23 protein-coding genes (1 of these 23 only partly in view) are annotated in these 25,592 nt (G+C 64.2%); 8 read left to right on the forward strand and 15 right to left on the reverse strand.

Features of this window, described 5'->3' with window-relative positions:
• Positions 1–221: 221 nt before the first annotated feature.
• Genes coaA through hisB form a run of 7 tightly spaced genes read right to left on the reverse strand, consistent with a single transcriptional unit; the run spans position 222 to position 4,866 of the window.
• On the reverse strand, positions 222–1,217 hold the full coding sequence (gene coaA / locus EKH55_RS16150) for a type I pantothenate kinase (RefSeq protein ID WP_069458924.1): 996 nt from the start codon (positions 1,215–1,217) through the stop codon (positions 222–224).
• Positions 1,214–1,537 carry a phosphoribosyl-ATP diphosphatase gene (locus tag EKH55_RS16155; protein WP_069458925.1) on the reverse strand — a complete coding sequence of 108 codons (324 nt, stop codon included), beginning with the start codon at positions 1,535–1,537 and terminating at the stop codon, positions 1,214–1,216. Before EKH55_RS16155 ends, coaA begins: the two co-directional genes overlap by 4 nt.
• Positions 1,534–2,331, reverse strand: a complete 798-nt coding sequence (gene hisF / locus EKH55_RS16160) for an imidazole glycerol phosphate synthase subunit HisF (RefSeq protein WP_069458926.1) — start codon at positions 2,329–2,331, stop codon at positions 1,534–1,536. Before hisF ends, EKH55_RS16155 begins: the two co-directional genes overlap by 4 nt.
• Positions 2,328–3,074 (reverse strand): 1-(5-phosphoribosyl)-5-[(5-phosphoribosylamino)methylideneamino]imidazole-4-carboxamide isomerase, encoded by a 747-nt coding sequence (hisA, locus tag EKH55_RS16165; protein ID WP_069458927.1) that lies wholly within the window; start codon positions 3,072–3,074, stop codon positions 2,328–2,330. The genes hisF and hisA overlap by 4 nt, the downstream gene beginning before the upstream one ends.
• A 35-nt stretch (positions 3,075–3,109) precedes the next feature.
• Positions 3,110–3,760, reverse strand: a complete 651-nt coding sequence (gene hisH / locus EKH55_RS16170) for an imidazole glycerol phosphate synthase subunit HisH (protein WP_151611816.1) — start codon at positions 3,758–3,760, stop codon at positions 3,110–3,112.
• Entirely contained in the window at positions 3,760–4,230 is a 471-nt protein-coding gene (locus EKH55_RS16175; protein WP_069458929.1) for a DUF2628 domain-containing protein, read from the reverse strand. Before EKH55_RS16175 ends, hisH begins: the two co-directional genes overlap by 1 nt.
• A 27-nt stretch (positions 4,231–4,257) precedes the next feature.
• Positions 4,258–4,866, reverse strand: coding sequence for an imidazoleglycerol-phosphate dehydratase HisB (gene hisB / locus EKH55_RS16180; RefSeq protein WP_069458930.1), 609 nt, complete (start codon positions 4,864–4,866; stop codon positions 4,258–4,260).
• Between the two features lie 423 nt (positions 4,867–5,289).
• Between hisB and hslV the strand changes: the two genes are divergently transcribed.
• The 7 genes from hslV (at position 5,290) to EKH55_RS16215 (ending at position 14,837) form a co-directional block, all read left to right on the forward strand.
• The gene (hslV, locus tag EKH55_RS16185) at positions 5,290–5,847 is read left to right on the forward strand and encodes an ATP-dependent protease subunit HslV (protein ID WP_069458931.1); all 558 of its coding nucleotides are present in this window, start codon (positions 5,290–5,292) and stop codon (positions 5,845–5,847) included.
• Entirely contained in the window at positions 5,837–6,355 is a 519-nt protein-coding gene (locus EKH55_RS16190) for a GNAT family N-acetyltransferase (RefSeq protein ID WP_069458932.1), read from the forward strand. The genes hslV and EKH55_RS16190 overlap by 11 nt, the downstream gene beginning before the upstream one ends.
• On the forward strand, positions 6,355–7,659 hold the full coding sequence (gene hslU, locus EKH55_RS16195) for an ATP-dependent protease ATPase subunit HslU (protein ID WP_069458933.1): 1,305 nt from the start codon (positions 6,355–6,357) through the stop codon (positions 7,657–7,659). Before EKH55_RS16190 ends, hslU begins: the two co-directional genes overlap by 1 nt.
• A 197-nt stretch (positions 7,660–7,856) precedes the next feature.
• Complete coding sequence (locus EKH55_RS16200) at positions 7,857–8,807, forward strand: DUF1402 family protein (RefSeq protein WP_151612004.1); 951 nt, start codon at positions 7,857–7,859, stop codon at positions 8,805–8,807.
• A gap of 100 nt (positions 8,808–8,907) precedes the next feature.
• On the forward strand, positions 8,908–10,308 hold the full coding sequence (locus EKH55_RS16205) for a cytochrome P450 (protein WP_069458935.1): 1,401 nt from the start codon (positions 8,908–8,910) through the stop codon (positions 10,306–10,308).
• Between the two features lie 123 nt (positions 10,309–10,431).
• Positions 10,432–12,435, forward strand: a complete 2,004-nt coding sequence (locus tag EKH55_RS16210) for a hydantoinase/oxoprolinase N-terminal domain-containing protein (protein WP_151611817.1) — start codon at positions 10,432–10,434, stop codon at positions 12,433–12,435.
• A 230-nt stretch (positions 12,436–12,665) separates the two neighbouring features.
• A complete protein-coding gene (locus EKH55_RS16215) occupies positions 12,666–14,837 on the forward strand; it encodes a malate synthase G (RefSeq protein WP_151611818.1) in 2,172 nt (723 codons plus the stop codon).
• A 262-nt stretch (positions 14,838–15,099) separates the two neighbouring features.
• On the opposite strand, the gene EKH55_RS16220 is transcribed toward EKH55_RS16215, so the two are convergent.
• Positions 15,100–15,774 carry a L,D-transpeptidase gene (locus tag EKH55_RS16220; RefSeq protein WP_069458938.1) on the reverse strand — a complete coding sequence of 225 codons (675 nt, stop codon included), beginning with the start codon at positions 15,772–15,774 and terminating at the stop codon, positions 15,100–15,102.
• Between the two features lie 184 nt (positions 15,775–15,958).
• Here EKH55_RS16220 and EKH55_RS16225 point away from each other — a divergent pair, with 184 nt between their 5' ends.
• Positions 15,959–16,492 (forward strand): MmcB family DNA repair protein, encoded by a 534-nt coding sequence (locus EKH55_RS16225; protein WP_069458939.1) that lies wholly within the window; start codon positions 15,959–15,961, stop codon positions 16,490–16,492.
• Here the strand turns inward: EKH55_RS16225 and EKH55_RS16230 are convergent, their stop codons facing one another.
• The 7 genes from EKH55_RS16230 to lhpI all read right to left on the reverse strand — a co-directional run.
• Complete coding sequence (locus EKH55_RS16230) at positions 16,493–17,074, reverse strand: ActR/PrrA/RegA family redox response regulator transcription factor (RefSeq protein ID WP_069458940.1); 582 nt, start codon at positions 17,072–17,074, stop codon at positions 16,493–16,495. It abuts the gene before it with no gap.
• 77 nt (positions 17,075–17,151) lie between these two features.
• Positions 17,152–18,441, reverse strand: a complete 1,290-nt coding sequence (locus tag EKH55_RS16235; RefSeq protein WP_069458941.1) for an ActS/PrrB/RegB family redox-sensitive histidine kinase — start codon at positions 18,439–18,441, stop codon at positions 17,152–17,154.
• A gap of 197 nt (positions 18,442–18,638) precedes the next feature.
• Positions 18,639–21,098, reverse strand: coding sequence for an ATP-dependent helicase HrpB (hrpB, locus tag EKH55_RS16240; protein ID WP_151611819.1), 2,460 nt, complete (start codon positions 21,096–21,098; stop codon positions 18,639–18,641).
• On the reverse strand, positions 21,098–21,781 hold the full coding sequence (locus EKH55_RS16245; RefSeq protein ID WP_151611820.1) for an ATP-binding cassette domain-containing protein: 684 nt from the start codon (positions 21,779–21,781) through the stop codon (positions 21,098–21,100). The genes hrpB and EKH55_RS16245 overlap by 1 nt, the downstream gene beginning before the upstream one ends.
• Positions 21,782–23,488: an ABC transporter permease gene (locus EKH55_RS16250; RefSeq protein WP_069458944.1), complete on the reverse strand. Its 1,707-nt coding sequence runs from the start codon at positions 23,486–23,488 to the stop codon at positions 21,782–21,784.
• Positions 23,472–24,698, reverse strand: coding sequence for an ABC transporter substrate-binding protein (locus EKH55_RS16255; RefSeq protein WP_151611821.1), 1,227 nt, complete (start codon positions 24,696–24,698; stop codon positions 23,472–23,474). Before EKH55_RS16255 ends, EKH55_RS16250 begins: the two co-directional genes overlap by 17 nt.
• 140 nt (positions 24,699–24,838) lie before the next feature.
• Positions 24,839–25,592, reverse strand: partial view of a bifunctional Delta(1)-pyrroline-2-carboxylate/Delta(1)-piperideine-2-carboxylate reductase gene (gene lhpI, locus EKH55_RS16260; RefSeq protein WP_069458946.1) — the 3' portion only. It continues 188 nt past the right edge of the window; the window shows 754 of its 942 coding nt (coding positions 189–942); its start codon lies beyond the right edge, outside the window — the gene reads right to left on this strand; the stop codon is at positions 24,839–24,841.

A 25,592-nucleotide genomic window follows, 5' to 3' on the forward strand; every position in this document is an offset into this window, starting at 1 on the left:
TCCGCTGCCGAGATCACGTTTTTGGACGACTCAGGCCCCTCCTCAACCCCTCCTCACAAGGGGGAGGGGCCTCCCCAAGCCGCACCGCGCGTGCCCCATCTTGTGCTTCAGCGAAAGGCATAAAGAATTGAAGTTGCAGACGATTACCGCGAGCGCCAAGCCCCTCACCATTGTGGGGAGGGTATTTTCCGCAACACGTGGGAGGATTACCTTCGGGCGGCTCAGAGCTTCCTCAGCGCCACCGTTTCAGTGAGGTGATTGGGGCCCTTCTGCAGGATGAGGTCGGCGCGCGGTCGCGTCGGAAGGATGTTCTGGTGAAGGTTCTTCAGGTTGATGTTGTGCCAGAGCCCTTCTGCGATCGCCAAGGCCGCCTGCTCGCTGATCGTCGCATAGCGGTGGAAGAAGGATTGCGGGTTCTGGAAGGCCGTTTCGCGCAGGCGCATGAAGCGGCTCACATACCAGCTGTGGATGAGGCTTTCCTCAGCGTCGATATAGATGGAAAAATCGAAGAAGTCGGAAACCATCGGCACGATCTTGCCATCGGCGGGCAGGTCGCGCGACTGCAGCACGTTGATCCCCTCGAAGATCAGGATGTCCGGCCGGTCGATGATCTGGAACTGGTCGGGAATGACGTCATAGGTCAGATGCGAATAGGTCGGCGCCATGACGTTCGGCCGTCCGGCCTTGATCGCGGAGAGGAAGCGAAGTAGCGCTCCGATGTCGTAGCTCTCCGGGAAGCCCTTGCGGTCCATCAGGCTTTCCCGCTGCAGGATCGCGTTGGGGTAGAGAAAGCCGTCGGTGGTGATGAGATCGACCTTGGGGCTCGACGGCCAGCGGGCGAGCAGTTCGGCAAGAATGCGGGCGGTCGTCGATTTGCCGACGGCGACGGAACCGGCAATACCGATGACGAACGGGGTCTTCGTTTCGTCCGACATGCTGAGGAAGCGCTTGCGTTGCTGAAACAGGATCTGCGACGCCTCGACATGGGCGGAAAGAAGCCGCGACAGCGACAGATAGATGCGGCGCACTTCGCCGAGATCGACCGGATCGTTGAGCGAGCGCAGCCGCTGTACCTCGTCGGCCGTCAGCGTCAGGGGCGTATCGGCGCGAAAGCGCGACCATTCCTCGGCGGAGAAGACGTGATAGGGCGAATACTCGCCCCCCTGTAGAATGCCCGGAATTTCCGCCGGCTCGGTATCGTTCGCGGCGATGCTCATGGATTCTGCCGGTTTGCCTTTTCCTGCAAGCCGGATTGCCCGGTCCGGCGCGCAAGTTCACTCATCACATCCTGCAACGGGACGGCGGCGATATTCAATACGACCATAAGATGATAGAGGAGATCGGCACTCTCATCGACGAGATTCTTGCGGTCGTCGGTCAACGCCGCGATGACCGTTTCGACCGCTTCTTCCCCGAGCTTCTTTGCCGCCTTTTGCTGGCCGGCGGCGACCAGTTTGGCGGTCCAGGAGTCCTCCGGCGCCGCCCTGGCGCGGGTCGCGACGATCCGTTCGAGGTCGGAGAGCGTGAATTCGGTCATGACGGGCTCCCTCTGGCTTGGTCGAGCCGCATGGCGACGCCGTGTTCGGCCATATAGTGCTTGGCTTCGCCGATGCTGTAGGTACCGAAGTGAAAGATGGACGCCGCAAGCACGGCGGTCGCGTGGCCGTCTCGTATGCCTTCGACGAGATGGTCGAGCGTGCCGACGCCGCCCGAGGCGATGACCGGCGCACGCACGGCGTCCGCTATCGCCCGCGTCAGCGGGATGTCGTAACCGGCCTTCGTACCGTCGCGATCCATCGAGGTCAGGAGGATTTCGCCGGCGCCGAGATCGACGACCCTGCGCGCGAATTCGATCGCGTCGATGCCCGTCGGCTGACGACCGCCATGGGTAAAGATTTCCCAACGATCTTCCTCGTTTGGCGCCGAGACCTTTTTTGCGTCGATGGCGACGACGATGCACTGGTTGCCGAACTTGTCGGCGGCCTCGGCGACGAAATCCGGGTTCTTCACCGCCGCCGTGTTGATCGATACCTTGTCGGCGCCGGCAAGCAGCAGCTTGCGGATATCGGCCACCTGGCGCACGCCGCCGCCGACGGTGAGCGGCATGAAGCATTGCTCGGCAGTGCGGGCGACGACGTCGAAGATCGTCTCGCGATTGTCCGACGAGGCGGTGATGTCGAGGAAGCAGAGCTCGTCGGCACCGGCCGCATCATAGGCTCTCGCCGCCTCGACCGGATCGCCGGCATCGATGAGGTCGACGAAATTGACACCCTTGACGACGCGGCCGTCCTTGACGTCGAGGCAGGGAATTACGCGGGCTTTCAAGGTCATGGGTTCATCCCTCTTCGCGCTTTGCGGATCAAGGCCAGCGCCTCCTTCGGGTCGATCCGCCCGTCGTAGAGGGCCCGCCCGGTGATCGCCCCTTCGAGCTTGTGCGCATCCGGCTCCGTCATCCGACGGATGTCGTCCATCGAGGCAAGACCGCCGGAGGCAATGACCGGAATGGAAACGGCGTTGGCGAGCTTGAGGGTCGAGTCCCAGTTGATGCCGGTCAGGATGCCGTCGCGATCGATATCCGTATAGACGATCGCCGCAACGCCTGCCCCCTCGAACTTCTTCGCCAGCTCGATCACGCCGAGTTCGGAGGCCTCCGCCCAGCCCTCGACGGCCACCTTGCCGCCCTTGGCATCGATGCCGACCGCAACCCGGCCCGGGAACTTGTGGCAGGCCTCGATCACCAGCGCGGGGTTGCGAACGGCAATCGTGCCGAGGATGACGCGGGCGAGCCCCCGCGAGAGCCAGTTCTCGATGTGGCCGAGCGTGCGGATGCCGCCGCCGAGCTGCACCGGATTGTGCGTGGCCCCGAGGATGGCATCGACCGCAGCGCCGTTCATCGTCTCTCCGGCAAAGGCGCCGTTCAGGTCCACGACATGCAGCCATTCGAAGCCTTGCTCCTCGAAGGTGCGCGCCTGGGCGGCCGGATCGGTGTTGTAGACGGTCGCCTGGTCCATGTCGCCGAGCTTCAGACGCACGCATTGGCCGTCTTTGAGGTCGATGGCGGGAAAGAGAATCATGAATTCGTCCGATCAGAAGGGGCGCAGGCGAAGCGTCACGGCTTCCAGCGCAGGAAGTTCGAGATGAGGGAGAGGCCGAGCGCCTGGCTCTTTTCCGGATGGAATTGCGCGCCCGCCTTGTTGCCGTTGGCAACGAAGGCCGTTACCGGTCCGCCATAGTCCGTGACGGCAACCACATCCGCCCCGCGCGCGGCGGCCAGGTGGTAGGAATGCACGAAATAGGCATGCAGACCGTTTGCGCCGGTCGGAATGCCTTCGAAGAGGGCATGCGGCCGGGTAAGCTGCAACGTGTTCCAGCCAATCTGCGGGATCTTCAGTGACGGATCGCCGGGCTGCATTTCGACGACATCGCCCGGGATCCAGCCGAAGCCTTGGGTGATCGTCTTTTCGAGCCCGCGCGAGGACATGAGCTGCATGCCGACGCAGATGCCGAGGAAGGGCCGCCCGGCCGTCTCGACCGCCTGCGTCAAAGCCTCCTCCATGCCGGTGACGGCTGCGAGGCCCCGGCGGCAATCCGCATAGGCGCCGACGCCCGGCAGCACAATGCGATCGGCCGAGGCGACCCGTTCCGGCCGGTTCGTCAGGTCGATCTCCGCGGCAATGCCGGCTTCCCGTGCAGCCCGCTCGAAGGCCTTGGTGGCCGAGCGCAGGTTGCCCGATCCATAGTCAATGATGGCGACCCGCATCAGCGCTCTCCATAGGATTCGAAGAAGTCGGGCCCGGTGGAATTCCCCGTCCGTCTCCTGCCGGACCACTCGACAGACTGCAACGGCGTTGCTTTTTCGGGTTGACCGGTCGCGCTCGAATAATAGATCCGCTCCGCCGTCTCGAGGTCTTGCGCAGGAACGATCCTGCGCAGCGTCCAGTCTTTGGCCGAGAGCAGCCAAGCTACAACAAGCGGGCCCTCGAGTGAGACCAGCAGGCTAAGCGCAAGGTGCATGAGGAACGCGGGGACGAAGCCGCCGGGGAAGGTCGAGAGGGAGATTAACAGAACTTGCAAGACAGCAACCGGAATTCCGAGGAGCCATGCCCGCTTGGCGAACAGCCAGAGCGCGGGAAAGAAGAAGGCGGTCCAGGAAAAGCCGTCCGCGACGAAACGCGCCCTTTCGTCGTCGGCGGCGGCACCCGGCGGGGTCATGATGAGATAGGAGGCCATAGGTCTTCAAGCCAGTATTTAGCCGGCTCAGGCGAGCGTCCCCTTGGTCGAGGGAACGCGTCCAGCCTGGCGCGGGTCGATTTCGGTTGCCGTGCGAAGCGCGCGGGCGACGGATTTGAAGCAGGTCTCGGCGACGTGGTGGTTGTTTGCGCCGTAGATGTTCTGCACATGCAGCGTGATGCCGGCATTCTGGGCAAGCGCCTGGAAGAACTCGCGTACGAGCTCCGTGTCGAAGGTGCCGATCTTCGGCGACGAGAAAGGGACGTTCCAGACGAGGAACGGCCGTCCCGAGACATCGACGGCGGCGCGCGTCATCGTCTCGTCCATGGCGAGGTCGATCGAGGCGTAGCGCGCAATGCCGCGACGGTCGCCGAGCGCCTTGGCAATCGCCTGGCCGATGGCAATGCCCGTATCCTCGACGGTGTGGTGGTCGTCGACATGCAGGTCGCCCTCTGTGCTGATTTCCATGTCGATCAGCGAATGGCGTGCGAGCTGATCCAGCATATGATCGAAGAAGCCGATCCCGGTGGCGATCTTCGATAGGCCAGTTCCGTCGATATTGACGGAGACGGAGACGTCCGTTTCGTTCGTCTTTCGCGAAACCTGGCCGGTTCGGCTGGGCATGACGTCTGCCATCAGGCTCTCCTGTCTGCGCGCGACCTCGGAACTGCACCGAGGCAAGGGAGCGCTATTCAATACTTGCGGGTCGGAAAGCGGGGGTAAAGCGCTTACATAGTGCCCGTTCCGTCTTCTGCATGTCTTCTTCGATCGATCTCGATTCAAGGAAGAAACATGCAGCCAATCAAAGTGCTACAGCGACCTTTGCGCGTCTGACGAGAGGCGCGGCGGCTATAAGAGCCGCTCCATATCAGGCGGGACGCGAAATATCCAGAACTGCAACGGAAATTCGCTCGGTCCGGCCGGCAAGCGAAGCCACGGAGGTGATGACGGCAGCGGCGCATTTGCAATTGTGGCGAGCCGACTTACATAGGCGCCAAGCAACCAGGCTCGTGTCGGGCCGCAACGCCTCGGATCCGCGGGGCCAACAGGTAGTTTCTCATGAGCGAACACAATCCCTACGGAACGATGCACGCGACCACCATCATCACGGTTCGCAAGGGCGGCAAGGTGGTGATGGCCGGCGACGGCCAGGTCAGCCTTGGCCAGACGATCATGAAGGGCAATGCGCGCAAGGTCCGGCGTCTGTCGAAGGGCGACGTGATCGCCGGCTTCGCCGGCGCAACGGCGGATGCCTTCACGCTTCTCGAACGCCTCGAAGCCAAGCTTGAACAATATCCCGACCAGCTGATGCGCGCGGCCGTGGAACTGGCGAAGGATTGGCGCACCAACAAGTATCTGCGCAACCTCGAGGCCATGATGCTGGTTGCCGACAGGACGGTGACGCTGGCGATCACCGGCAATGGCGATGTGCTCGAGCCGGAGCACGGGACGATCGCCATCGGTTCCGGCGGGAATTACGCGCTTGCGGCCGCGCGCGCCCTGATGGACAGTGACAAGTCCGCGGAAGAGGTTGCCCGGCGTGCGCTGGAAATCGCCGGCGACATCTGTGTCTATACCAACCACAGCATCGTTGTGGAGACACTGGATGCCGACTGACCTGGCAGAGTTGAGTTTCGAGCCGGTGGCCGAGCGCCACCTGCCGATGCTCCTTGCCTGGCTGTCGGAGCCGCATGTCCGCCAATGGTGGGGCAACCCGGATGTGGAACTCGGATCGATCCGCGACGGTTGCGAGAGTGGCGACATCGATGGTTTCATCTTCCATGTCGCAGGTGAGCCGGCCGGATACATCCAATCCTGGATGCCCTCGCAATATGACGAGGAACCCTGGGCAAAGGAATTGTCGGCCGACACGCCCGGCGTCGACATTCTCGTCGGCCCGCCCGAAATGACCGGCAAGGGCGTCGCAGCGCTCGCGCTCCGATCCTTCGCGGCAAGGCTGTTCGAGAAGGGTGCCAGGCGGATCGTCATCGATCCGGATGCCGGCAATCACCGCGCGGTCAGAGCCTATACGAAGGCTGGTTTCGTGCCCTTCGGCGAATGGATAGACGAGTCCGGCCGGACACTCCTGATGGAGCTGACGCGGACCGAGTTTGAGAGGAATTGATGACCAACTTTTCACCCAGAGAAATCGTGTCGGAGCTCGACCGCTACATCATCGGCCAGAAGGACGCGAAGCGCGCGGTGGCGATCGCCCTGCGCAACCGCTGGCGCCGTCAGCAGCTCAGCGATGAGCTGCGCGACGAAGTCATGCCGAAGAATATCCTGATGATCGGCCCGACCGGCGTCGGCAAGACGGAGATTTCCCGTCGCCTCGCCAAGCTCGCCGGCGCTCCTTTTATCAAGGTGGAGGCCACCAAGTTCACCGAAGTCGGTTATGTCGGTCGCGACGTCGAGCAGATCGTGCGCGATCTTGTGGAGGTCGGCATCGCGCTCGTGCGCGAGAAGAAGCGCGCCGAGGTGAAGACCAAGGCGCATCAGAATGCGGAAGAGCGGGTGCTGGATGCACTCGTCGGCGCGACGGCTTCTCCGGCAACGCGCGAGTCCTTCCGCAAGAAGCTGCGCGCCAACGAGCTCGACGACAAGGAGATCGAGATCGACATCGCCGAAGCGGGCATGCCGGGCACGTTGGAAATCCCGGGCATGCCGGGTGCCAATATCGGCGTATTGAACCTATCGGAAATGTTCGGCAAGGCGCTCGGCGGCAGGACGAAGAAGGTCAAGACGACGGTCAAGGAGTCCTACGGGATTCTGATCAACGACGAGTCCGACAAGCTGCTCGACAACGAACAGATTCAGCGCGAGGCGGTTGCCGCCGCCGAAAACGACGGCATCGTCTTCCTCGACGAGGTCGACAAGATCGCGGCCCGCGAGGGCGGCTTCGGCGCCGGCGTTTCACGCGAAGGGGTCCAGCGGGACCTGCTGCCGCTGGTCGAAGGCACGACGGTCGCGACGAAATACGGGCCGGTGAAGACGGACCATATCCTCTTCATCGCGTCCGGCGCCTTCCATGTGTCGAAACCGTCGGATCTGCTGCCTGAGCTGCAGGGCCGTCTGCCGATCCGGGTCGAACTGCGCGCTTTGACCAAGGAGGACTTCCGCCGCATCCTGACGGAGACAGAGGCCAGTCTCATCCGCCAGTACAAGGCGCTGCTCGAGACGGAGGGCGTGGTCCTGGACTTCACCGAGGATGCGATCGATGCGCTCGCGGAAGTCGCCGTCCAGCTGAACGCCAACGTCGAGAATATCGGCGCCCGGCGACTGCAGACGGTGATGGAGCGCGTCCTCGACGACATCTCCTTCGACGCGCCGGATCGCAGCGGGCATACGATGATGATCGATGCGGAATATGTCCGAAAACACGTGGGCGACCTTGCCGCCAATACCGACCTGTCGCGCTACATCCTGTGACCTTTCTGCCGGTTTTCAGGGAAAAGCCGCGCATCGCTCGATCGTACAGGCGCCCGTCACTCGACAGGCGCCTCCATTTTTTCTAGAGCGGAGGCGATCAGCTGAAACGGGCATGATTCCGACATGATTCTGCCTTACGGGCCCGCGCCGACCCGGATCGGGTCCGTCCGGGAAAGAAGTTCACAGGAATACAGATGGTGCGTCTCACCGCTTGTCTTTTCGTCATCGCCACGCTCTGCCTCGCCGTCGCCAGACCGGCTGCGGCCGAGATCCGCATGGTGCCCGAGGGCAACCGGCACGCCGAGCAGCCGAACGTTCCCGGCGCCTCCGTTCGCCGCACCAAGGCCGGCCGAACTTCTTTCGACGCAAAATACGAGAAGGTGCGCGATCTCCTCGCATCCGACCGCATCCTGATTGCCAAGATCAAACAGGTTTCGGCCGCCTACGGCATAGAGCCTATTCACATGATTGGTGCCATCGTCGGCGAGCACACTTATAATGTCGACGCCTATGATCGCCTCCAGGCCTACTACGTCAAGGCGGCCGCCTATGCCGGCAACAGCTTTCGCTTCGGCTACAACGACGAGTCGGTCGGGGAATTCGTCCAGCGCCCGCAATTCCATTCCTGCGCAGGCGAGAAGACGTCCTACGCTCTGTGGAACTGCCGCGAGCGGGTGTGGGAACGCGAGTTCCGTGGCCGCGTCGTCGGAGGCAAGGCCTTCCCGAACAATCGCTTCGGCGCGGTGTTCTTCCAGCCCTTCTTTGCCGGCCAGACCTTCGGCCTCGGTCAAATCAATCCGCTGACGGCGTTGATGATGACGGATATGGTGTCACGCATCTCCGGCTATTCCCGGCTCGACGAAAACAATGCGGCCGGCGTCTATGCAGCAATCATGGATCCCGACGTCTCGCTCGCCTACATGGCCGCGACCATCCGCCATTCCATCGACGCCTATCGCACCATCGCCGGCGTGGATATCTCCAACAATCCGGGGATCACGGCAACGCTCTACAATGTTGGCAATCCTGATCGGCGGGCCGCTGCGCTTGCGGCAAGGAATGCGGGCGGCGAGATCTACTGGCCGGAGGAAAACTACTACGGCTGGCTCGTCAACGACCGGCGCGCGGAGCTCGAAGCGCTGCTCTGAACCGGCCGGCGCGATCGGCGTGCTTCACGTGAAACCTGCCCTTGATTGCGCTGCCAAAAGCTGAAACGCTGTTGCATGAGATCAGCAAAGGCACCTCGTCATGGACACGCGACCGGAGCCCTTCGAACCGCCCGCGCCCGTCCCGCGGACCGGCATTCCTTCGCGGCTGCAGATCATCCGCACCGTGCTTCGAAACCCGCTTGAGCTCTGGGGCGAACCATCCTACACGCTGCCCTGGATCGAGACGAAATTCATTAATCAGCGCACGCTGATCGTCAACGATCCCGGCCTCATCCGCTATATCCTCGTCGAGAACGCCGCCAATTATGAAATGTCGGAAGTGCGGCGGCTGATCCTGCGGCCGATCCTGCGCGACGGGCTCCTGACGGCGGAAGGGGAGGTCTGGAGGCGGTCGCGCAAGGCCATGGCGCCGGTCTTCACGCCGCGCCACGCCAACGGCTTTGCCGGCCAGATGCTGCGGGTCTGCGATGCCTTCGTCGAGCGCTACCAGCGCGCCGCGTCGGAGCCCTTCGTCAGCAATATCGCCGTCGACATGACGGAGCTCACGTTCGAGATCCTCGCCGAGACACTTTTTTCCGGCGAGATCGCCGTCGCGAAGGAGGGTTTCGCCGCCAATGTCGAAGAATTGCTGCAGCGGATGGGCCGTGTCGATCCGATGGACCTCCTCGTTGCTCCTAAATGGGTGCCGCGGCTGACCCGGATCGGTGGGCGCAAGGTGCTCGACCGCTTCCGCGGCGTCGTCTCCGAAACGATGGCGCAGCGTCGGCGGCGGATGGCGGAGGAGCCGGAAAGGGTCCCGAACGATTTCCTGACGCTGCTTTTACAGCTCGAAGGTCCGGAAGGGCTTTCGACCGACGAGATCGAGGACAATATCCTGACCTTCATCGGCGCCGGCCATGAGACGACGGCTCGCGCGCTCGCCTGGTGTCTCTATTGCATCGCCAATACGCCGGACTATCGCGAGGTCATGGAGCGGGAGATCGATGCGGTGCTCGCAAGCGGAGCCGATCCCGTCGATTGGCTTGGGCGCATGCCGCACGTGCTCGCCGCCTTCGAGGAGGCGCTTAGGCTCTATCCGCCGGCACCGTCGATCAACCGCGCCGCAATCGAGGAGGACGAGTGGACCTCGCCCGAGGGCGAGCATGTAGCGATCCGCAAGGGCATCTCGGTGCTTATCATGCCCTGGACGCTGCACCGTCACGCGCTTTACTGGAAAAAGCCCCGCGCATTCATGCCCGAGCGCTTCCTTCCGGAAAATCGCGAGAAGATCAACCGCTTCCAATACCTGCCATTCGGAGCGGGACCGCGCGTCTGCATCGGTGCGACCTTCGCGCTGCAGGAGGCGATCATCGCCCTTGCCGTGCTCATGCGCCGCTTCCGCTTCGATCCGACCGCGGCGACCGATCCCTGGCCGGTGCAGCGGCTGACGACCCAGCCGAAAGGCGGCCTGCCGATGCAGGTGTCGCTTCGCGCGAGATAATCCCCGCGTACCTGCGACGGCGGATGTCCATCACGCGATGGCCAATTCCGGCAATTTGTCCTATCACCGGCGATCTCTTTACTTCCGGGAATGTCCCCGCTCTCAACATGGACTGAGCAGAAATTGACCGCGCATCTCCTTCTCGGCATCGACACCGGCGGCACCTATACCGATGCCGTTCTCTTCAGCGAAGCAACGGGCGTAATCGCCAAGGCCAAGGCGCTGACGACCCGGCATGATCTTTCCGTCGGCATATCCGGAGCGGTCGAGGCCGTTCTGCAAAAGGCGCAGGTGCCGGTTTCGGCGATCAGCCTCGTCTCGCTTTCGACGACGCTGGCAACCAACGCCCTGGTGGAGGGCCAAGGCGGCCGCGCCGGCCTCATCATGATCGGTTTCGGGCCGGAAGACCTGAAACGCGATGGCCTGATCGAGGCGCTCGGCTCGGATCCGGTTCTGTTTCTGCCGGGTGGTCACAATGTCCATGGCGGTGAGACGCCGCTCGACATGCGCGCACTTGACGAGGCGCTGCCGGAACTCGGGCGGCAGGTATCGTCCTTTGCGATCGCGGGCTATTTCGCCGTGCGCAACCCGGACCACGAGAAGCGGGTGCGCGAGCGCATCCGCGAGGTCTCGCACCTGCCGGTGACCTGCAGTCACGAACTGTCCTCGAAGCTCGGCGGCCCGCGCCGGGCGCTGACGACGCTGCTCAACGCGCGCCTCGTCTCGATGATCGATCGGCTGATCGGCTCCTGCGAGGATTTCCTGAAGGGCCGCGGCATCGACGTGCCGATGATGGTGGTGCGCGGCGATGGCGCCCTCATTTCCGCCGCCGAAGCGAGGCTGCGGCCGATCGAGACGATTCTCTCCGGCCCGGCGGCGAGCCTGGTCGGCGCCAGGCATTTGACCGGTCTCGAAAACGCCGTCGTTTCCGACATCGGCGGCACGACGACCGATGTCGCCGTTCTCGAGGGGGGCCGTCCGCGGCTCGATGCGGACGGTGCCGTCGTTGGCGGCTTCCGCACCATGGTCGAGGCGGTTGCCATGCGAACCTTCGGGCTCGGCGGCGATTCGGAAGTGCGAATCGACGATCGCGGCCTGAAAGCAAAATTCGAGCTTGGGCCCCGCCGTTTCCTGCCCTTGAGCCTCGCCGCCCATCTCCATGGCGAGGCGGTTCTCTCCGTGCTGGAGAAACAATTGCGCTCGCCCCATGCCGGCCGCCATGACGGCCGCTTTGCCGTGCGCACGGGCCTGCCCGATCATCTGGCAAGCGGCCTCCAGCCGCAGGAACAAGCGCTTTACGATCGGATCCGGCTGGTGCCGGTGGCGCTCGCCGACCTGCTCGTCACCACGGCGCAGCGGGCTACCCTTGACCGGCTTGTCGCACGCGGGCTGGTGCATATCTCCGGCCTGACGCCATCCGATGCCATGCATGTGCTCGGGCGCCAGTCGCAATGGAACGCCGAGGCCGCCCGTCTCGGTCTCGAGCTTGCCGCGCGCGGCAGGGACGGATCGGGCCAGCCGATCGCGATCTCGGCCAAGTTGCTCGCCGAAATGGTCGTGGACCGGCTGACGCGGCAGTCCTCGGAGGTGATCCTGCAGGCCTGTCTTCATGAGGACGGGGCCGGGGCGATTGATCCGGCCGCGTCGCTTGCCGTCGACCGGGCGTTGAAGCGCGAGCCGGGCATCGTCCGCTTCTCGATCGGCCTCGACCGGCCGCTTGTCGGGCTTGGCGCCTCGGCCCCCGTCTATTATCCGGTCATCGCCGACATGCTCGGCACCGCGGCCTCGATTCCGGGGGAGGCCGATGTGGCGAATGCGGTGGGCGCCGTGGTCGGCCAGGTGCGCGCCACCGTGACCGTCTTCGTCACGACACCGGAGGAAGGTATCTTCGTCGTCAACGGCGCGGGCATCAGCGAGCGATTCCTCAAACAGGAGCACGCGTTCGACGTTGCCCGCCTCCGCGCCGAGACGATGGCGCTGGAAACGGCGCGGGCAAACGGCGCAGAGCAGCCGGTGGCAACGCTGCATGAAGAAATCGATGCGCCCGAAATCGAGGGCGGACGCAAACTGATGGAGGCCCGATTCATCGCCTCCGCCAGCGGTCGGCCTCGAATCGCGCATTTCTGACTATTTCCGTTCGCGAAAAGTTAAGACCGCTGTAACTCTTTGACTCTGCGCACGGAGTTTCCGAAACCGAGCGCGATCTTCGGGTCGATGCGCTTGAACTTTTGCAGAATTGACAGCGGATGATTTGATGAGAGACTGCGCCCGCTTGCATGGCGGGTGTGCGCGGTCATTTTCCGCATGTATTCTGTTTCAAGATTCGAGCTTGGTGATTGAAATTCGGGAGTTGCGGCATGGATCGCGTTGAGAAATTTGGTTTGAACATCGATGCCGGACTGCACCGCTTTCTGGTCGAGGAGGCGATGCCGGGCACTGGCATCGAGGCCGAGCAGTTCTTTTCGGCCCTGTCGGCGCTCATGCACGATCTCGCGCCGAAGAACCGGGCGCTTCTCGCCCGGCGCGATGACCTGCAGGCAAGGCTCGATGCCTGGTATCGCGAGCACGGCGCTCCTGTCGACCTGGACGGTTATGAGGCCTTCCTCAGGGAGATCGGCTATCTCCTGCCCGAAGGACCGGATTTCTCCATCTCGACCGCCAATGTCGATCCCGAGATCGCAACCATCGCCGGGCCGCAACTCGTCGTGCCGGTGATGAACGCCCGCTACGCCCTGAACGCCGCCAATGCCCGGTGGGGCTCGCTCTACGACGCCCTCTACGGCACCGACGCGGTTCCCGAGACGAATGGCGCCGAGCGCGGCGAGAGCTACAATCCGGTCCGAGGCGAAAGGGTCATCGCCTGGGTTCGCGATTTTCTCGACGCCAGCGTTCCGCTGGCCGAGGGCCGTTGGAGCGGAGTGAGCGGGCTTGCAATCGAGGGCGCGGCGCTGGCGGTGACGCTGACGAACGGCACCAGAACCGTTCTCCGGAATCCGGCTCAATTCGCCGGTCATGCCGGCGCTGCGGATGCTCCGTCCGAGGTCGTGCTTTCCCGCAACAACCTGCACGTCGTAATCGTTCTCGATGAGAAGACGGCGATCGGCAAGGCGGATCCGGCGCGTATCTCGGATGTCGTTCTCGAATCGGCGATGACCGCGATCATGGATTGTGAGGATTCCGTTGCCGCCGTCGATGCCGAGGACAAGGTCGTCGCCTACCGCAACTGGCTCGGATTGATGAAGGGCGATCTCGAGGAAGAGGTCGCCAAGGGGGGGCGGATTTTCACGCGCAGGCTCAACCCCGATCGGGTCTATACGAGCCCGGACGGCGCGGCGCTGACGCTGCCTGGCCGGTCGCTGATGCTGGTGCGCAATGTCGGTCACCTGATGACCAACCCGGCAATCCTCGACCGCGACGGCCGCGAGGTCCCCGAGGGCCTCATGGACGCAATGATCACGGCGCTGATCGCACTGCACGACATCGGCCCTAACGGCCGTCGGGCGAATTCGCGTGCCGGGTCGATGTATGTCGTCAAGCCGAAGATGCACGGGCCGGACGAAGTGGCCTTCGCCTGCGAGATCTTCGCGCGCGTCGAGGCGGCGCTCGGGCTTGCGGCCAATACGATGAAGATGGGCATCATGGACGAGGAGCGGCGCACCACCGTCAATCTCAAGGAGTGCATCCGCGCGGCCCGCGGACGCGTCGTCTTCATCAATACGGGCTTCCTGGACCGCACCGGTGACGAGATCCATACCTCGATGGAAGCCGGGCCGATGATCCGCAAGGGGGACATGAAGCAAGCGGCCTGGATTGCCGCCTACGAGAACTGGAACGTCGACATCGGCCTTGAATGCGGACTGTCCGGACGCGCACAGATCGGCAAGGGCATGTGGGCCATGCCGGACCTGATGGCGGCGATGCTCGAACAGAAGATCGCCCATCCAAAGGCGGGCGCCAATACGGCCTGGGTCCCCTCTCCGACGGCTGCGACCCTGCATGCGACCCACTACCATCGCGTCGATGTCGCAGCGGTGCAGGCGGGCCTCAAGAGCCGACCGCGCGCCAAGCTCGCGGACATCCTTTCGGTGCCGGTGGCGGTGCGGCCGAACTGGACCGAGGAGGAGATCCAGCGCGAACTCGACAACAATGCGCAGGGTATCCTTGGCTATGTGGTTCGCTGGATCGATCAGGGCGTCGGCTGCTCGAAGGTGCCGGATATCAACGATATCGGCCTGATGGAGGATCGCGCGACCTTGCGCATTTCCTCCCAGCACATGGCGAACTGGCTGCGTCACGGCATCGTCAGCGAGACGCAGATCGTCGAAACGATGAAGCGCATGGCGGCGATCGTCGACCGGCAGAATGCCGGCGATCCGAGCTACCAGCCGATGGCCGGCCGCTTCGACGAATCGATCGCCTTCCAGGCGGCCCTCGACCTCGTGCTCAAGGGGTGCGAACAGCCGAACGGCTATACCGAACCGGTGCTCCACCGCCGGCGGCTGGAGCTGAAGGCGAAGCAGGCGGGGTGAGCGCCGCGTCCTACGCTTACGAGCAGGAGAAGACCCTTCCCAAACCCTTCCCACAAGAGGGAGGGGCTCGGCACTCGCGGCGCTCGCTTGCCCATTTCAGCCCTTCCGACTCACGCAAGGGTTGAGTACGTTGTAGTGAATGCATGGCTCGGTAAGCCCCTCCCCCTTTGGGGAGGGGACTTCCGGCGCTATTCCACGCAAGCGAATGAAAAGGCCGCCGGCATCGACCAGCGGCCTCTTTCGATAGACGGATGTTCCAGCGTTACTGCTGCACGACGACGCGCGCGCCGCGGCCCGGGCGAACCCGTGCATAGAGATCGATGATGTCCTGGTTCATCAGCCGGATGCAGCCGGACGACGCAGCGGTACCGATCGAAGACCATTCCGGCGTGCCGTGCAGGCGGAAGAGCGTGTCGCGGCCTTCCTGATTGAAGAGATAGAGCGCTCGGGCGCCGAGCGGATTGCTGAGACCCGGGCCCATGCCTTCCTCGACATATTTGGCGACTTCCGGCTTGCGCTCGGCCATCTCCTTCGGCGGATGCCAGGTCGGCCATTCCTGCTTCCAGGCGACATAGGCCTCGCCTTCCCAGGCGAAGCCGGCCTTGCCGACGCCGATGCCGTAGCGCACCGCCTTGCCGCCCGGCAGTACGTAGTAGAGGAAGCGATTCGGCGTGTTGACGACGATGGTGCCGGGGCGCTCCTTCGTCTGGTACTCGACGATCTGACGATGGAAGCGCTTGTCCAGTCGGTCGATCGGGATTGCCGGCAAGGGATAGCCGTGGTCCTCAACCGCGCCGTAATTGGTCGTAAAGATTTGATTCGTCGCCAGCTTTTCGCCCTCGGTGGAGGAGTCGGCGGTGGACGTCGTTTGAGAGCAGCCGGCGATGAGGACCGTCGCAGTCAGACTGCACAGAAGGAGAGCGTTGCGGAAGCGCATGAGGGTCTCGTAAAAGGAAGGTGAGGAAGTGCGGGGGAGGGTGCCCGGCCGTCAGCTTATTTGCGATTGCATGGCGCTTAGCAAGGGACGGAGGTGCCGCAATTCGGCCGCGAAGTGTAAATTCCGCGACGATTGCTTTTTTGCAACAAGCGGCCGGAGCGGCGCCCTGCGCCGAAGTCGAACGATGACGATTCTATCGATCCATGGCGACAATCCGCTCGCCGACGGGCGCCAGTCGGAGCGGGCATTGAAAGTGCGCCGCGGCGTTCAGCGCCTGCTTGCCGAGATGCGCCATGCCGTGTTGCCGGAACTCACGCTTGCGAGCGGCCGGCGGGCGGACCTCATATCGCTGTCGGCGAAGGGCGAGATCTGGATCGTCGAGATCAAGACTTCGATCGAGGATTTTCGCGTCGACCGCAAATGGCCGGACTACCGGCTGCATTGCGACCGGTTGTTCTTTGCGACTCATGCAGAGGTGCCGCTCGACATCTTTCCGGAGGAATGCGGACTCATCCTTTCCGACGGCTACGAAGCGCATATGTTGCGCGACGCCCCGGAACATCGCATTGCCGCTGCAACGCGAAAATCGGTAGTCCAGGGCTTTGCCCGGGCGGCGGCACAGCGCCTGATGCTGGCCGAATGGGCGGCTGAGAGAAACGGCGAATTCGGCGAGTCGATAGGCGATATCCTCGCCGGCAGCCGTGATGCGGAGTCCTGATTACTTTGGCGCCCGCTTCGCCAGGATGCGCTGCAGCGTGCGGCGGTGCATGTTGAGCCGTCGCGCGGTTTCCGAGACATTGCGTTCGCACATCTCGTAGACCCGCTGGATGTGCTCCCAGCGCACACGGTCGGCGGACATCGGATTTTCCGGCGGCTCCACCCGTTCGCCGGAACGCTGCACAAGGGCGGCGAAGATGTCGTCGGCGTCGGCGGGCTTCGAGAGATAGTCGACCGCCCCGAGCTTCACCGCGTTCACCGCCGTGGCGATATTGCCGTAGCCGGTCAGCATGATCATTCGCGTGTCGTCGCGGCGTCCCCGGATCGCCTCGATGACGTCGAGTCCGCTGCCGTCGCCGAGCCTCAGGTCGATGACCGCATGTTTCGGCGGATGCGTCTTTGCCTTGGCGATGCCTTCGGCAACCGATTCGGCGATCTCGACCGTGAAGCCGCGCGCCTCCATGGCGCGCGCGAGTCGCCGCAGGAACGGTCCGTCGTCATCGACGATCAGGAGCGTCCTGTCGGGCCCGATCAGTTCGGCATCCGACTGCGTACTTTGTCCAGCCGCTGATTTATCCGTCATCCTTCAACCCTCGAGCCCTACAATTCCGTTGAAATTACGTGGGTTTTTCTCCGCTGTCTTCAATAATCCGCCAATATTCATTTCGCCAGTTTCGTATCCATCAATGCGCGCGGCCATTCGACGCTGACGCGGGCGCCCGGATTGCCGTTCTCGAAGCGCAGCCGGGCGCCGGATCGCTCGAGCAGCGTCTTGGCGATGAAAAGCCCGAGCCCGAGCCCGCCGGCGCTGTCTTCCTTCTGTCGCCGGGTGACGTAGGGCTCGCCGATCCGTGCCAGGATGTCCGGTGCGAAACCATCGCCATCGTCCTCGATCGTCACCCTCACGCGCTCGGCCGTGTGCTCGACCGTAACGGTCACGGCCTTGCGAGCGTAGTCGACGGCGTTTTCCAGAAGGTTTCCGAGACCATAGAGGATGCCTGCATTGCGGGTGCCTACGGGTTCGCCGGCACGGTCGCCCTTCTCAACGAGCTTGATTTCGATCCCGAATTCGCGGTGCGGCGCCATCACCTCCTCGATCAGCGAGGAGAGCGGCAGGAGCCGCATGTGCTCCTCGCTTTCGGACGAGAGCGTCGTCAGGCGCTTCAGGATATCGCGGCAGCGCTCGCTTTGGCTGCGCAGCAGATGGACGTCCTCGCCGAAACGCGGGTCGTCGCCAAGCTCCCGTTCCATTTCCTTGGCGACGACGCTGATCGTCGCGAGCGGCGTCCCGAGCTCATGGGCGGCGGCGGCGGCGAGGCCGTCGAGCTGCGACAGGTGCTTTTCGCGCTGGAGCACGAGTTCGGTGGCCGTCAGCGCTTCGGATAGCTCGCTGGCCTCGAGCGAAACGCGATAGGTGTAAAAGGCGGCGAAGGCCGTCATCGATACGATCGCGAACCAGATGCCGACCGTCAGCACGCTCGGCATCAGCAAAACGGTTCCGGGATACCACGGCAGTGGGAAGGGGGAAAAGGCAAGGGCCGTGATACCCATGACCGCAAAGCCCGCCAGTACGATACTGTGTGGCTTCGGCTGCGAGGCCGACGAGATGATCACCGGCACGCAAAGAAGCGGGGCGAAGGGATTGGCAAGTCCGCCGGTGATGAAGAGCAGCGCCGTCAGTTGCGCCAGGTCGAGGCCGAGCAGCACGAAGGCGGCCGGCGCCGTCAGCCGGTGCGTCGGCGGATAGCGCACCGTCAGAAACGCATTGAGCAGCGCCAGGCTTGCGATCAGAGCCGAACAGGAAACGAGCGGCAGGGGAAATTGCAGCCAGAGCGCCGTGACGATCACGGCCACGGATTGACCGCCAACCGCGAGCCACCGCAGCCGCACGAGCGTCTGCAGCCGCAGGCTGCGATTGCCGTTGAGATTGTCGAGTGCCATTGCCGCCATGCCGGTCCTTTCGCGCTGCGGCTCAAGTCTATCGCCAGATCGGCACGATAGACCAGCCCTCGCGCATCGGCCCGAAAACCGGAGCCGATTTTCGGAAAGCGCCATGCGCAGATTCAAGGAGTCAGCGAGCTTTGCGAGCACGGCGCTGTATAGCAGGTTCAGCAAACTGTCCCGTGAATATCCGCCCGGTAGCTGCTCTACGTCCCACGCGGTTTCGCCCGCGTCGTCGGCGCGGCATTGGCGGGATCTTCCGGCCAGGGGTGTTTTGGGTAGCGCCCACGCATGTCCGCGCGCACGTCCTTCCAGGAGCCGGCCCAGAAGCCCGGCAGGTCGCGGGTGGTCTGGATCGGGCGGTGGCCGGGTGAGACCAGCTCGAGAAGCAGCGGCAGCCGCCCGTCGCCGATCGTCGGATGCGTCTTTAGCCCAAAGAGCTCCTGCACGCGGATCGACAGGAGCGGCTCGTCTCCGTCGTAGCGGATGGGATGCCGCTGTCCCGTCGGCGCCTCGAAATGCGTCGGTGCGAACCGCGCGAGATCGCGCTGGAGATCGTAAGGAACGAGGGAGAGAAGGCCTTCGGCCAGATCGCCACCCCGGATGCCGTCGATGCCGCTGGCCTCCCCCTGATAGGGCGCAAACCACTCGTCGAGGCGCTCGAGGAGTGCCGTATCGGACATGTCGGGCCAAGGCTCGCCGAGCGAGCGATGCAGGAAGCCGATGCGGTGGCGCAGCTGCGCCACGTCCTTCGGAAAGGGTACCGCAGCGAGCCCCAATTGCCTTACGCCATCCGCGAGCGCCCTTGCGGCCGCCTCGCCGCTCGGCCGGGGCAGAGGTGTCTCCTCGAAGATGATGGCGCCCAGCCGCGTCACCCGGCGGGCCCGCACCTGCCGGCTCGTCCAGTCGAAGAAGCTCTGCTCCTCGCGGACGATTGCTCCGGGCATATGCGCCTCGACGTCCCCCCGGTTGATCTCCGCGGCCGCAAGGACGCGCTGCGCGCCCGCCCGTCCCGTCAGATCTGCGATAACCAGCATTTCGGCCGCTGCCAGTCTTTCGGTTGCCGACACTTCTGCGCCCCGCCCATTGGCCATCACGAAGCGGCCGCGGCCGCCACGCTGAAGCGCAATGCGATCGGGAAAGGCGTGCATCAGCAGCGGCCCCGGCAGGGCACGCGAAGCATCGGTTCCTGCTCCGCAGAGATCCGCAGCCATGCGTCTGGCGAGTCGGCGCGCGGCCTCGGCCCTTTCGCCGCGATCGCTTCGAAAGCGCCGCAGCCGCTCCTCGATGTCGAGACTGTTGCCGCCGAGGCCCTGCTCCGTCAGCATCACGGCGATGAGGCAGGCTTCCGATGCCTGGCCCTCCTCGGCGGCCGAGGCCGCCATGGCGGCGAGCCGCACGGGCAGGGCGAGGTCGCGGACCTTGCGGCCCCTCGGCGTCAGCGCGCCCTGGGCATCGAGCGCGCCGAGTTCGACCAGAAGGCTGCGTGCCTCGCGCAAGGTCGTCTCCGGCGGCGGGTCGATGAAGGAAAGCGACGAAGGATCGGCTACGCCCCAATGGGCGAGATCGAGCAGCAGGCCGGAAAGGTCGCTTGCGAGAATCTGCGGCGGCGTGAAGGCTGCGAGCGCTGCCGTCTGCCCGGCGTGCCACAGCCGGATCGCGATGCCCGGCTCGGTTCGCCCGGCGCGTCCGGCGCGCTGGTCGGCGGAGGCGCGCGAAACGCGAACGGTTTCCAGCCGCGTGATTCCCGTCGAGGCTTCGAATACGGGCAGCCGCTGCAAGCCGCTGTCTACGACGATGCGCACGCCGTCGATGGTGATCGAGGTCTCGGCAATCGATGTCGCGAGCACGATCTTACGGGTGCCCGGCAGTGCCGGCCGGATCGCCGCATCCTGTTCCTTCTGGCTGAGATTGCCGAAAAGCGGCACGACCAGGGTGTTCTCGCTGAAGCGCACGGAAAGACGTTCCGCCGTGCGGGCAATCTCGGCCTGGCCGGGGAGAAAAGCGAGGATCGAACCGGCTTCGGCGCGGTGCGCCGTGGTGATCGTGCGCACCACTGTATCCTCGACGCTTTCGGACAGGTTCCTGGTTTCGTGGCGGATTTCCACCGGAAAGCTGCGGCCCTCGCTCTTGAGCACCGGGGCGTTGCCGAGCAGTTTCGAAACGCGCTCCACGTCAAGCGTCGCCGACATGACGATGATCCTCAGGTCGTCGCGCAAGGCCGACTGCACGTCGAGGGCAAGGGCGAGACCGAAGTCGGCGTCTAGCGATCGCTCGTGGAATTCGTCGAAAAGAACGGCTGACACGCCGGAAAGCTCGGGGTCGTCCAGGATCATGCGGGTGAAGACGCCTTCGGTCACCACCTCGATCCGCGTTTTTGCGGAAATGCGGTTGTCGAGCCGCATGCGATAGCCGACGGTCTCGCCAGGCTTTTCGCCGAGGAGTTCGGCCATGCGGCTCGCCGCGGCCCGCGCCGCAAGGCGGCGGGGCTCGAGCAGGATGATCTTGCCGTTCTTCACCCAGGGCTGGTCAAGGAGGAAGAGCGGCACCAGGGTCGTCTTGCCGGCGCCGGGAGGCGCCGAGAGCACGGCCGAACCTGCCTGATCGAGCGCCTCGGCGAGCGCAGGCAGAATATCGAGAACCGGAAGGGGCGGAAGCGGTCGCATCAGCCGTCCACCTCGCGTCCGATCTCGATGACCGGTCCGCCGGCGGCCTCCGCGTCGGCACGGTCGTGGGTGACGAGAACGGCCGGCAAGCCCGAAGCGCGCGCCTTGGAAAAGACGAGGTCGCGGGTTTGCTGGCGAAGGGCCATGTCGAGTTTCGAGAAGGGCTCGTCGAGCAGCAGGAAACGCGGCGCCGAGGTGAGCACGCGCTGCAGGGCAACGCGGGCCTTTTCGCCACCTGAGAGCGTTTCCGGATCGCGATCGAAGAAGCCGGAGAGCCCGACCTCGTCCAGTGCCTGCTCGGCCAGTTCTCGTCGTGCCCGGCGGCCTCTGATCGATTGCGGGATGGCGAAGAGGATGTTGCCGCCGACCGACAAGTGGGGAAAGAGCAGCGGATCCTGGAACAGGATGCCTGCATGGCGCCGGTCGGCCGCAAGCCTGGTCAGATCCTCGTCGCCGATAACGATCTGTCCGCTGGCCACGAATGCCGGATCGAGAAAACCGCCGGCAAAAGCCAGCAAAGTGGATTTGCCCGACCCGGAGGGGCCCATCACGGTCAGGATCTCGCCCGGCATCACCGTCGCTGAGAGCGCAAGCAGCGTCCGCCCTGCGAGCCGGATCCGAACATCCGACAGCATCAGCGATTTCGACCTGGTTGCCGGGATTGTGTTGGCGATGTCCTGCATTCACGTCCTCATGGCGCGCCGGTTGCGAAATAGCAACTGCGGCCCGAGCGACGCAACGAGAAATGCGAGGAAGGGCAGAAGCGCCTGGACAAGCGCATAGACGCCGATGACCCGCCGGTCGCCGCCGGAGGCCAGCGCGACCGACTCGGTCGCAATCGTCGTCAACCTTCCCGCGCCGATGAGCAGCGTCGGCAGATAAAGGCTGACCGATACCGAAAAGCCGACGGCAAAGGCCGTGAGGCAGGCCCGCAAGAGCATCGGCAGGCGGACCGTGATCAGGATCCGCAAGGGGGACTTGCCGAAGCCGGCGGCAATCCGCTCGAAGCGCGGGTCGAGTGCGCGCCACGGCGACGAGAGCGACAGCAGCACGTAAGGCAGCACGAACAGAAAGTGCGCCGCAAGCACCGTCGGGAAGACAGGCTTGAAGCCGGCGGCGACGATGAGAATTTGCAGGCCGAAGATGAAACTGATCTCCGGCAGCAGCAAGGGAAGGTAGAGCGATTTGTAGGCTATTGCCTTGCCGCCCCCTCCTGCGGTGCCGTTTCGGTTGAGAAGCATGATGGCAACGAGCAGCGCGAGCGAGGCCGCCGAGATCGCAAGCGCGAGCGTGGTGCGAAGCGGCGGCCCGAGTTGCGGCAGGCTGCGCACCCAGGTCTGCGGCGTGAAATGCGTCGGGAAACTATTTGGGAAGGGCCAGAGGCCCGCGATCGACCAGAGGCCGAGAGCTGCAAGCCCCAAAAAGATGAGAACGGCTGAGGCCGCCATTGCGATCGCCGACGCCAGCCGCAAAGGGGTATCGTTTCGAATACGTCGACCGGATGCGATCACCCGGGTAAGCGCGATCTTGCCGAACCGCTCGATCAGGAACCACGATGCGATCGCGACCGCAACGACGGCAAGCTGCAGCAGGGCGGCAGCCGAAGCGAGAAAGCGCGCGCTCAGCTCGTGATCAGCCGTCCAGAGGGCGATGCGCACCGGCAAGGTGGCCGGCAGTTGCGGCCCGAGAATGATGGCGACGTCTACCACCGAAACGGAATAGACGAGTACCGCAAACACGGCGAGCCGGATCTGCCGGTAGAGCGCGGGCCAGAGGGTGACGAAGAACCCGCTTACATGACCATGGCCTAGCGCCGCGGTCAGTTGCCGCGACTGGCGAAGCGGTAGCTGCGGCAGGGCAGCGAGTGCGACCAGAAAGAGAAAGGGAATTTCCTTCGCGACAAGCCCCGCGATCATCGAGAGCGCGAGCGGATCGTTCGGCACCAGCCATTGCGGCGGCCGGGCGAAGCCCGTCAGCTCTGGCGAGACCAGCCGGGGCAGAAGGCCCGAGGGCGCGATGAGGAAGGCAAGCGCAAAGGCGACGGCGGCGTGCGGAACCGCTAGCAGTGGCGAAACCAGGTGCTGGATGCGCGAAAAGGCCGGCGTGCCGGCGAAGCCGGCCAGGAAGGTCCCGACGATCGCAACCGAAATCGATGTCGTCGCCAGGCCGGCGGCAAGCCCCGTAAGCGTCGAGCGCAGGATATGCGGTTGCCTGGCTAGCTCGGCAAAATGGTCGAGCGTGAACCGGGATTCCCCGAGCGCAGGAAGATAGCCGAACGCTGGCAGTGCAATTCCCGCCATACCGGCAAGAACCGGTAGTCCGAGAATGAGGACGAGCAATCGGTTCGCGTTGAAGAGAGTGCGGGCACCCGTCTCAGTTGGCAGCGCCATAACGCCGGATCCATGCGGCCTCGATGTGCGTCATCCAGCTCGGATGCGGTTCGTCGAGCGCGGGTCCGAGCTCAGTGGGCTTGAGCGTTGCCACGCCCAGATCGAGGCCTTCGAAGGCCGATCGGTCTCCTGCCGGAAGTTTATCCAGCGAAAGAACCGTCGGATCGCCCCAGACTTTCGGATCCTGCTTGCGCAATTGCGCCTCCGGCGAGAGCAGAAAATTCGCGAAAAGCAATGCGCCCGCCTTCGCCGTTGCATTGTAGGGAATAGCGAGGAAATGCGTATTGCCGAGCGTACCGCCGGAAAAGACGAAAGATCGCACCGTCTCCGGCAGCTCGCCATTGGCGATCGCCGACGAGGCTTCCGCCGGGTTGAAGGCGAAGATGATGTCGAGTTCGCCATCGGCAAGCTTCTGCTTCATGTCCGGATAATTCTGCGGAAAGGCCTTGCCGTGCCGCCACAAAAGCGGCTTCAGCCGATCGAGATAGGCGAAGAGGGGGGCGGCATCCGCGGCGAAGCTCTCTTCATCGACCGGTTTCTGCAGCTTGCCCCTGTCGACGGTCAATTCGATCAGCACCTGTTTCAGAAAAGACGAGCCGATGAAGTCCGGCGGCTGCGGATAGGAAAAGCGCTCGGGATTGGCCTTGGCCCATGTGAGCAGTTCCACAGCTGAGTCGGGCAGCGCGCTTGCCGCCGTGCGGGCCGAATCGTAGAAGAACACGAGCTTGGCGCCGCCCCAAGGGCTTTCCAGCCCCTCGGTCGGGATGGTGAAGTCGGTCAGCACCGTCGGACTGGTCTCGAAATCGACGTAGCGCCAATTCGGCAGTCTCGTCGCCCAGTCGGGCCCGAAGAGCAGATTCTGCCTCTTCATCGCCGCGAAGTTCTCGCCGTTGATCCAGATGAGGTCGACCGAGCCGCCGTCATCCTTGCCCGCCGACTTCTCGGCGACGACCGTCGCCACTGCCTTCGCCGTATCGTCGAGCTTCACATGGACGACGGAGACGCCATAACGGGCTTTCATCTCCTCGCCCGCCCAACGGATATAGGCGTTGATGTTTTCGGAACCGCCCCAGGCGTTGAAATAGACCGTCTGCCCCTTGGCCTCGGCGACGACCTTGTCCCAATTGCCGGGATTGGCGGCGACCGCGCCGCCCGCAATTCCGCAGGCCAAGAGTAGCGCCGCGGCGATTTTCCCTGCCCATCCGATCATGCCGTTCCGCTCCCCCTTGCTGTCGGCGAGGGTAAGGCACTGATATAGGGCGTCAATCCGGGTTGCTGATGGCGGCCGTCACGATTCGGTGAGGCGGCCGCCCGATGCGACGAATTCCTTGCGAAGCTTAGGTCCTGACCCTAGGCCCGGCTCGCCTCGAAGGCGAGCACGGCGCCGGCGAGATCCTCGAGGGCCGCGCCGACCGACTTGAAGAGGGTGATCTCGCCGGACGCGGTGCGCCCGCGATGCGAGCCCCGCGCAAGCTCGAAGAGATCGGCGCGGATAGCATCTTCCGTGATCACGCCGGCGCGCAGCGGCTGGACGATGTCGCCGCCTTCGCCGAGAGCGCCTTCGCGCGTGTCGACGAAGATGCTGGCGCGACTGATGGCCTCATCATCCGACTCCCGCATGCTGGGCTTGAAAGCGCCGACGAGGTCGAGATGAGCGCCCGGTTTCAGCCAGCCGCCGCGGATCAGCGGCTCGGTGGAAAGCGTTGCGCAGGAGACGATGTCCGCCTCGCGTGCGGCCGCTTCGAGATCGCTCGCAACCGCGACCTCGACGCCTTGGAGTTCGAGCTCTTTCGCCGTCGCGTCGGCCTTCTTCGGGTCGCGCCCCCAGATGGTCACGTGGCGGATCGGGCGCACGGAGGTGTGGGCCTCGATGAGGTTTGTGGAGAGCCGTCCGGTGCCGACCACCAATAGCCGGCTTGCATCCTCGCGTGCGAGATACCGGGCCGCGAGCGCGGACGCCGCGGCGGTGCGGCGGGCGGTGAGCTCTCCGCCGTCGACGATCGCCAGCAATTCCCCGGTCTTGCCGGAAGACAGCAGATAGCTGCCGTGGATCGCCGGCAGTCCGCGCGTCTGGTTTCCCGGAAATACCGACACCATTTTCACG

It is taken from the genome of Sinorhizobium alkalisoli (genome assembly GCF_008932245.1).
Taxonomy (GTDB): domain Bacteria; phylum Pseudomonadota; class Alphaproteobacteria; order Rhizobiales; family Rhizobiaceae; genus Sinorhizobium; species Sinorhizobium alkalisoli.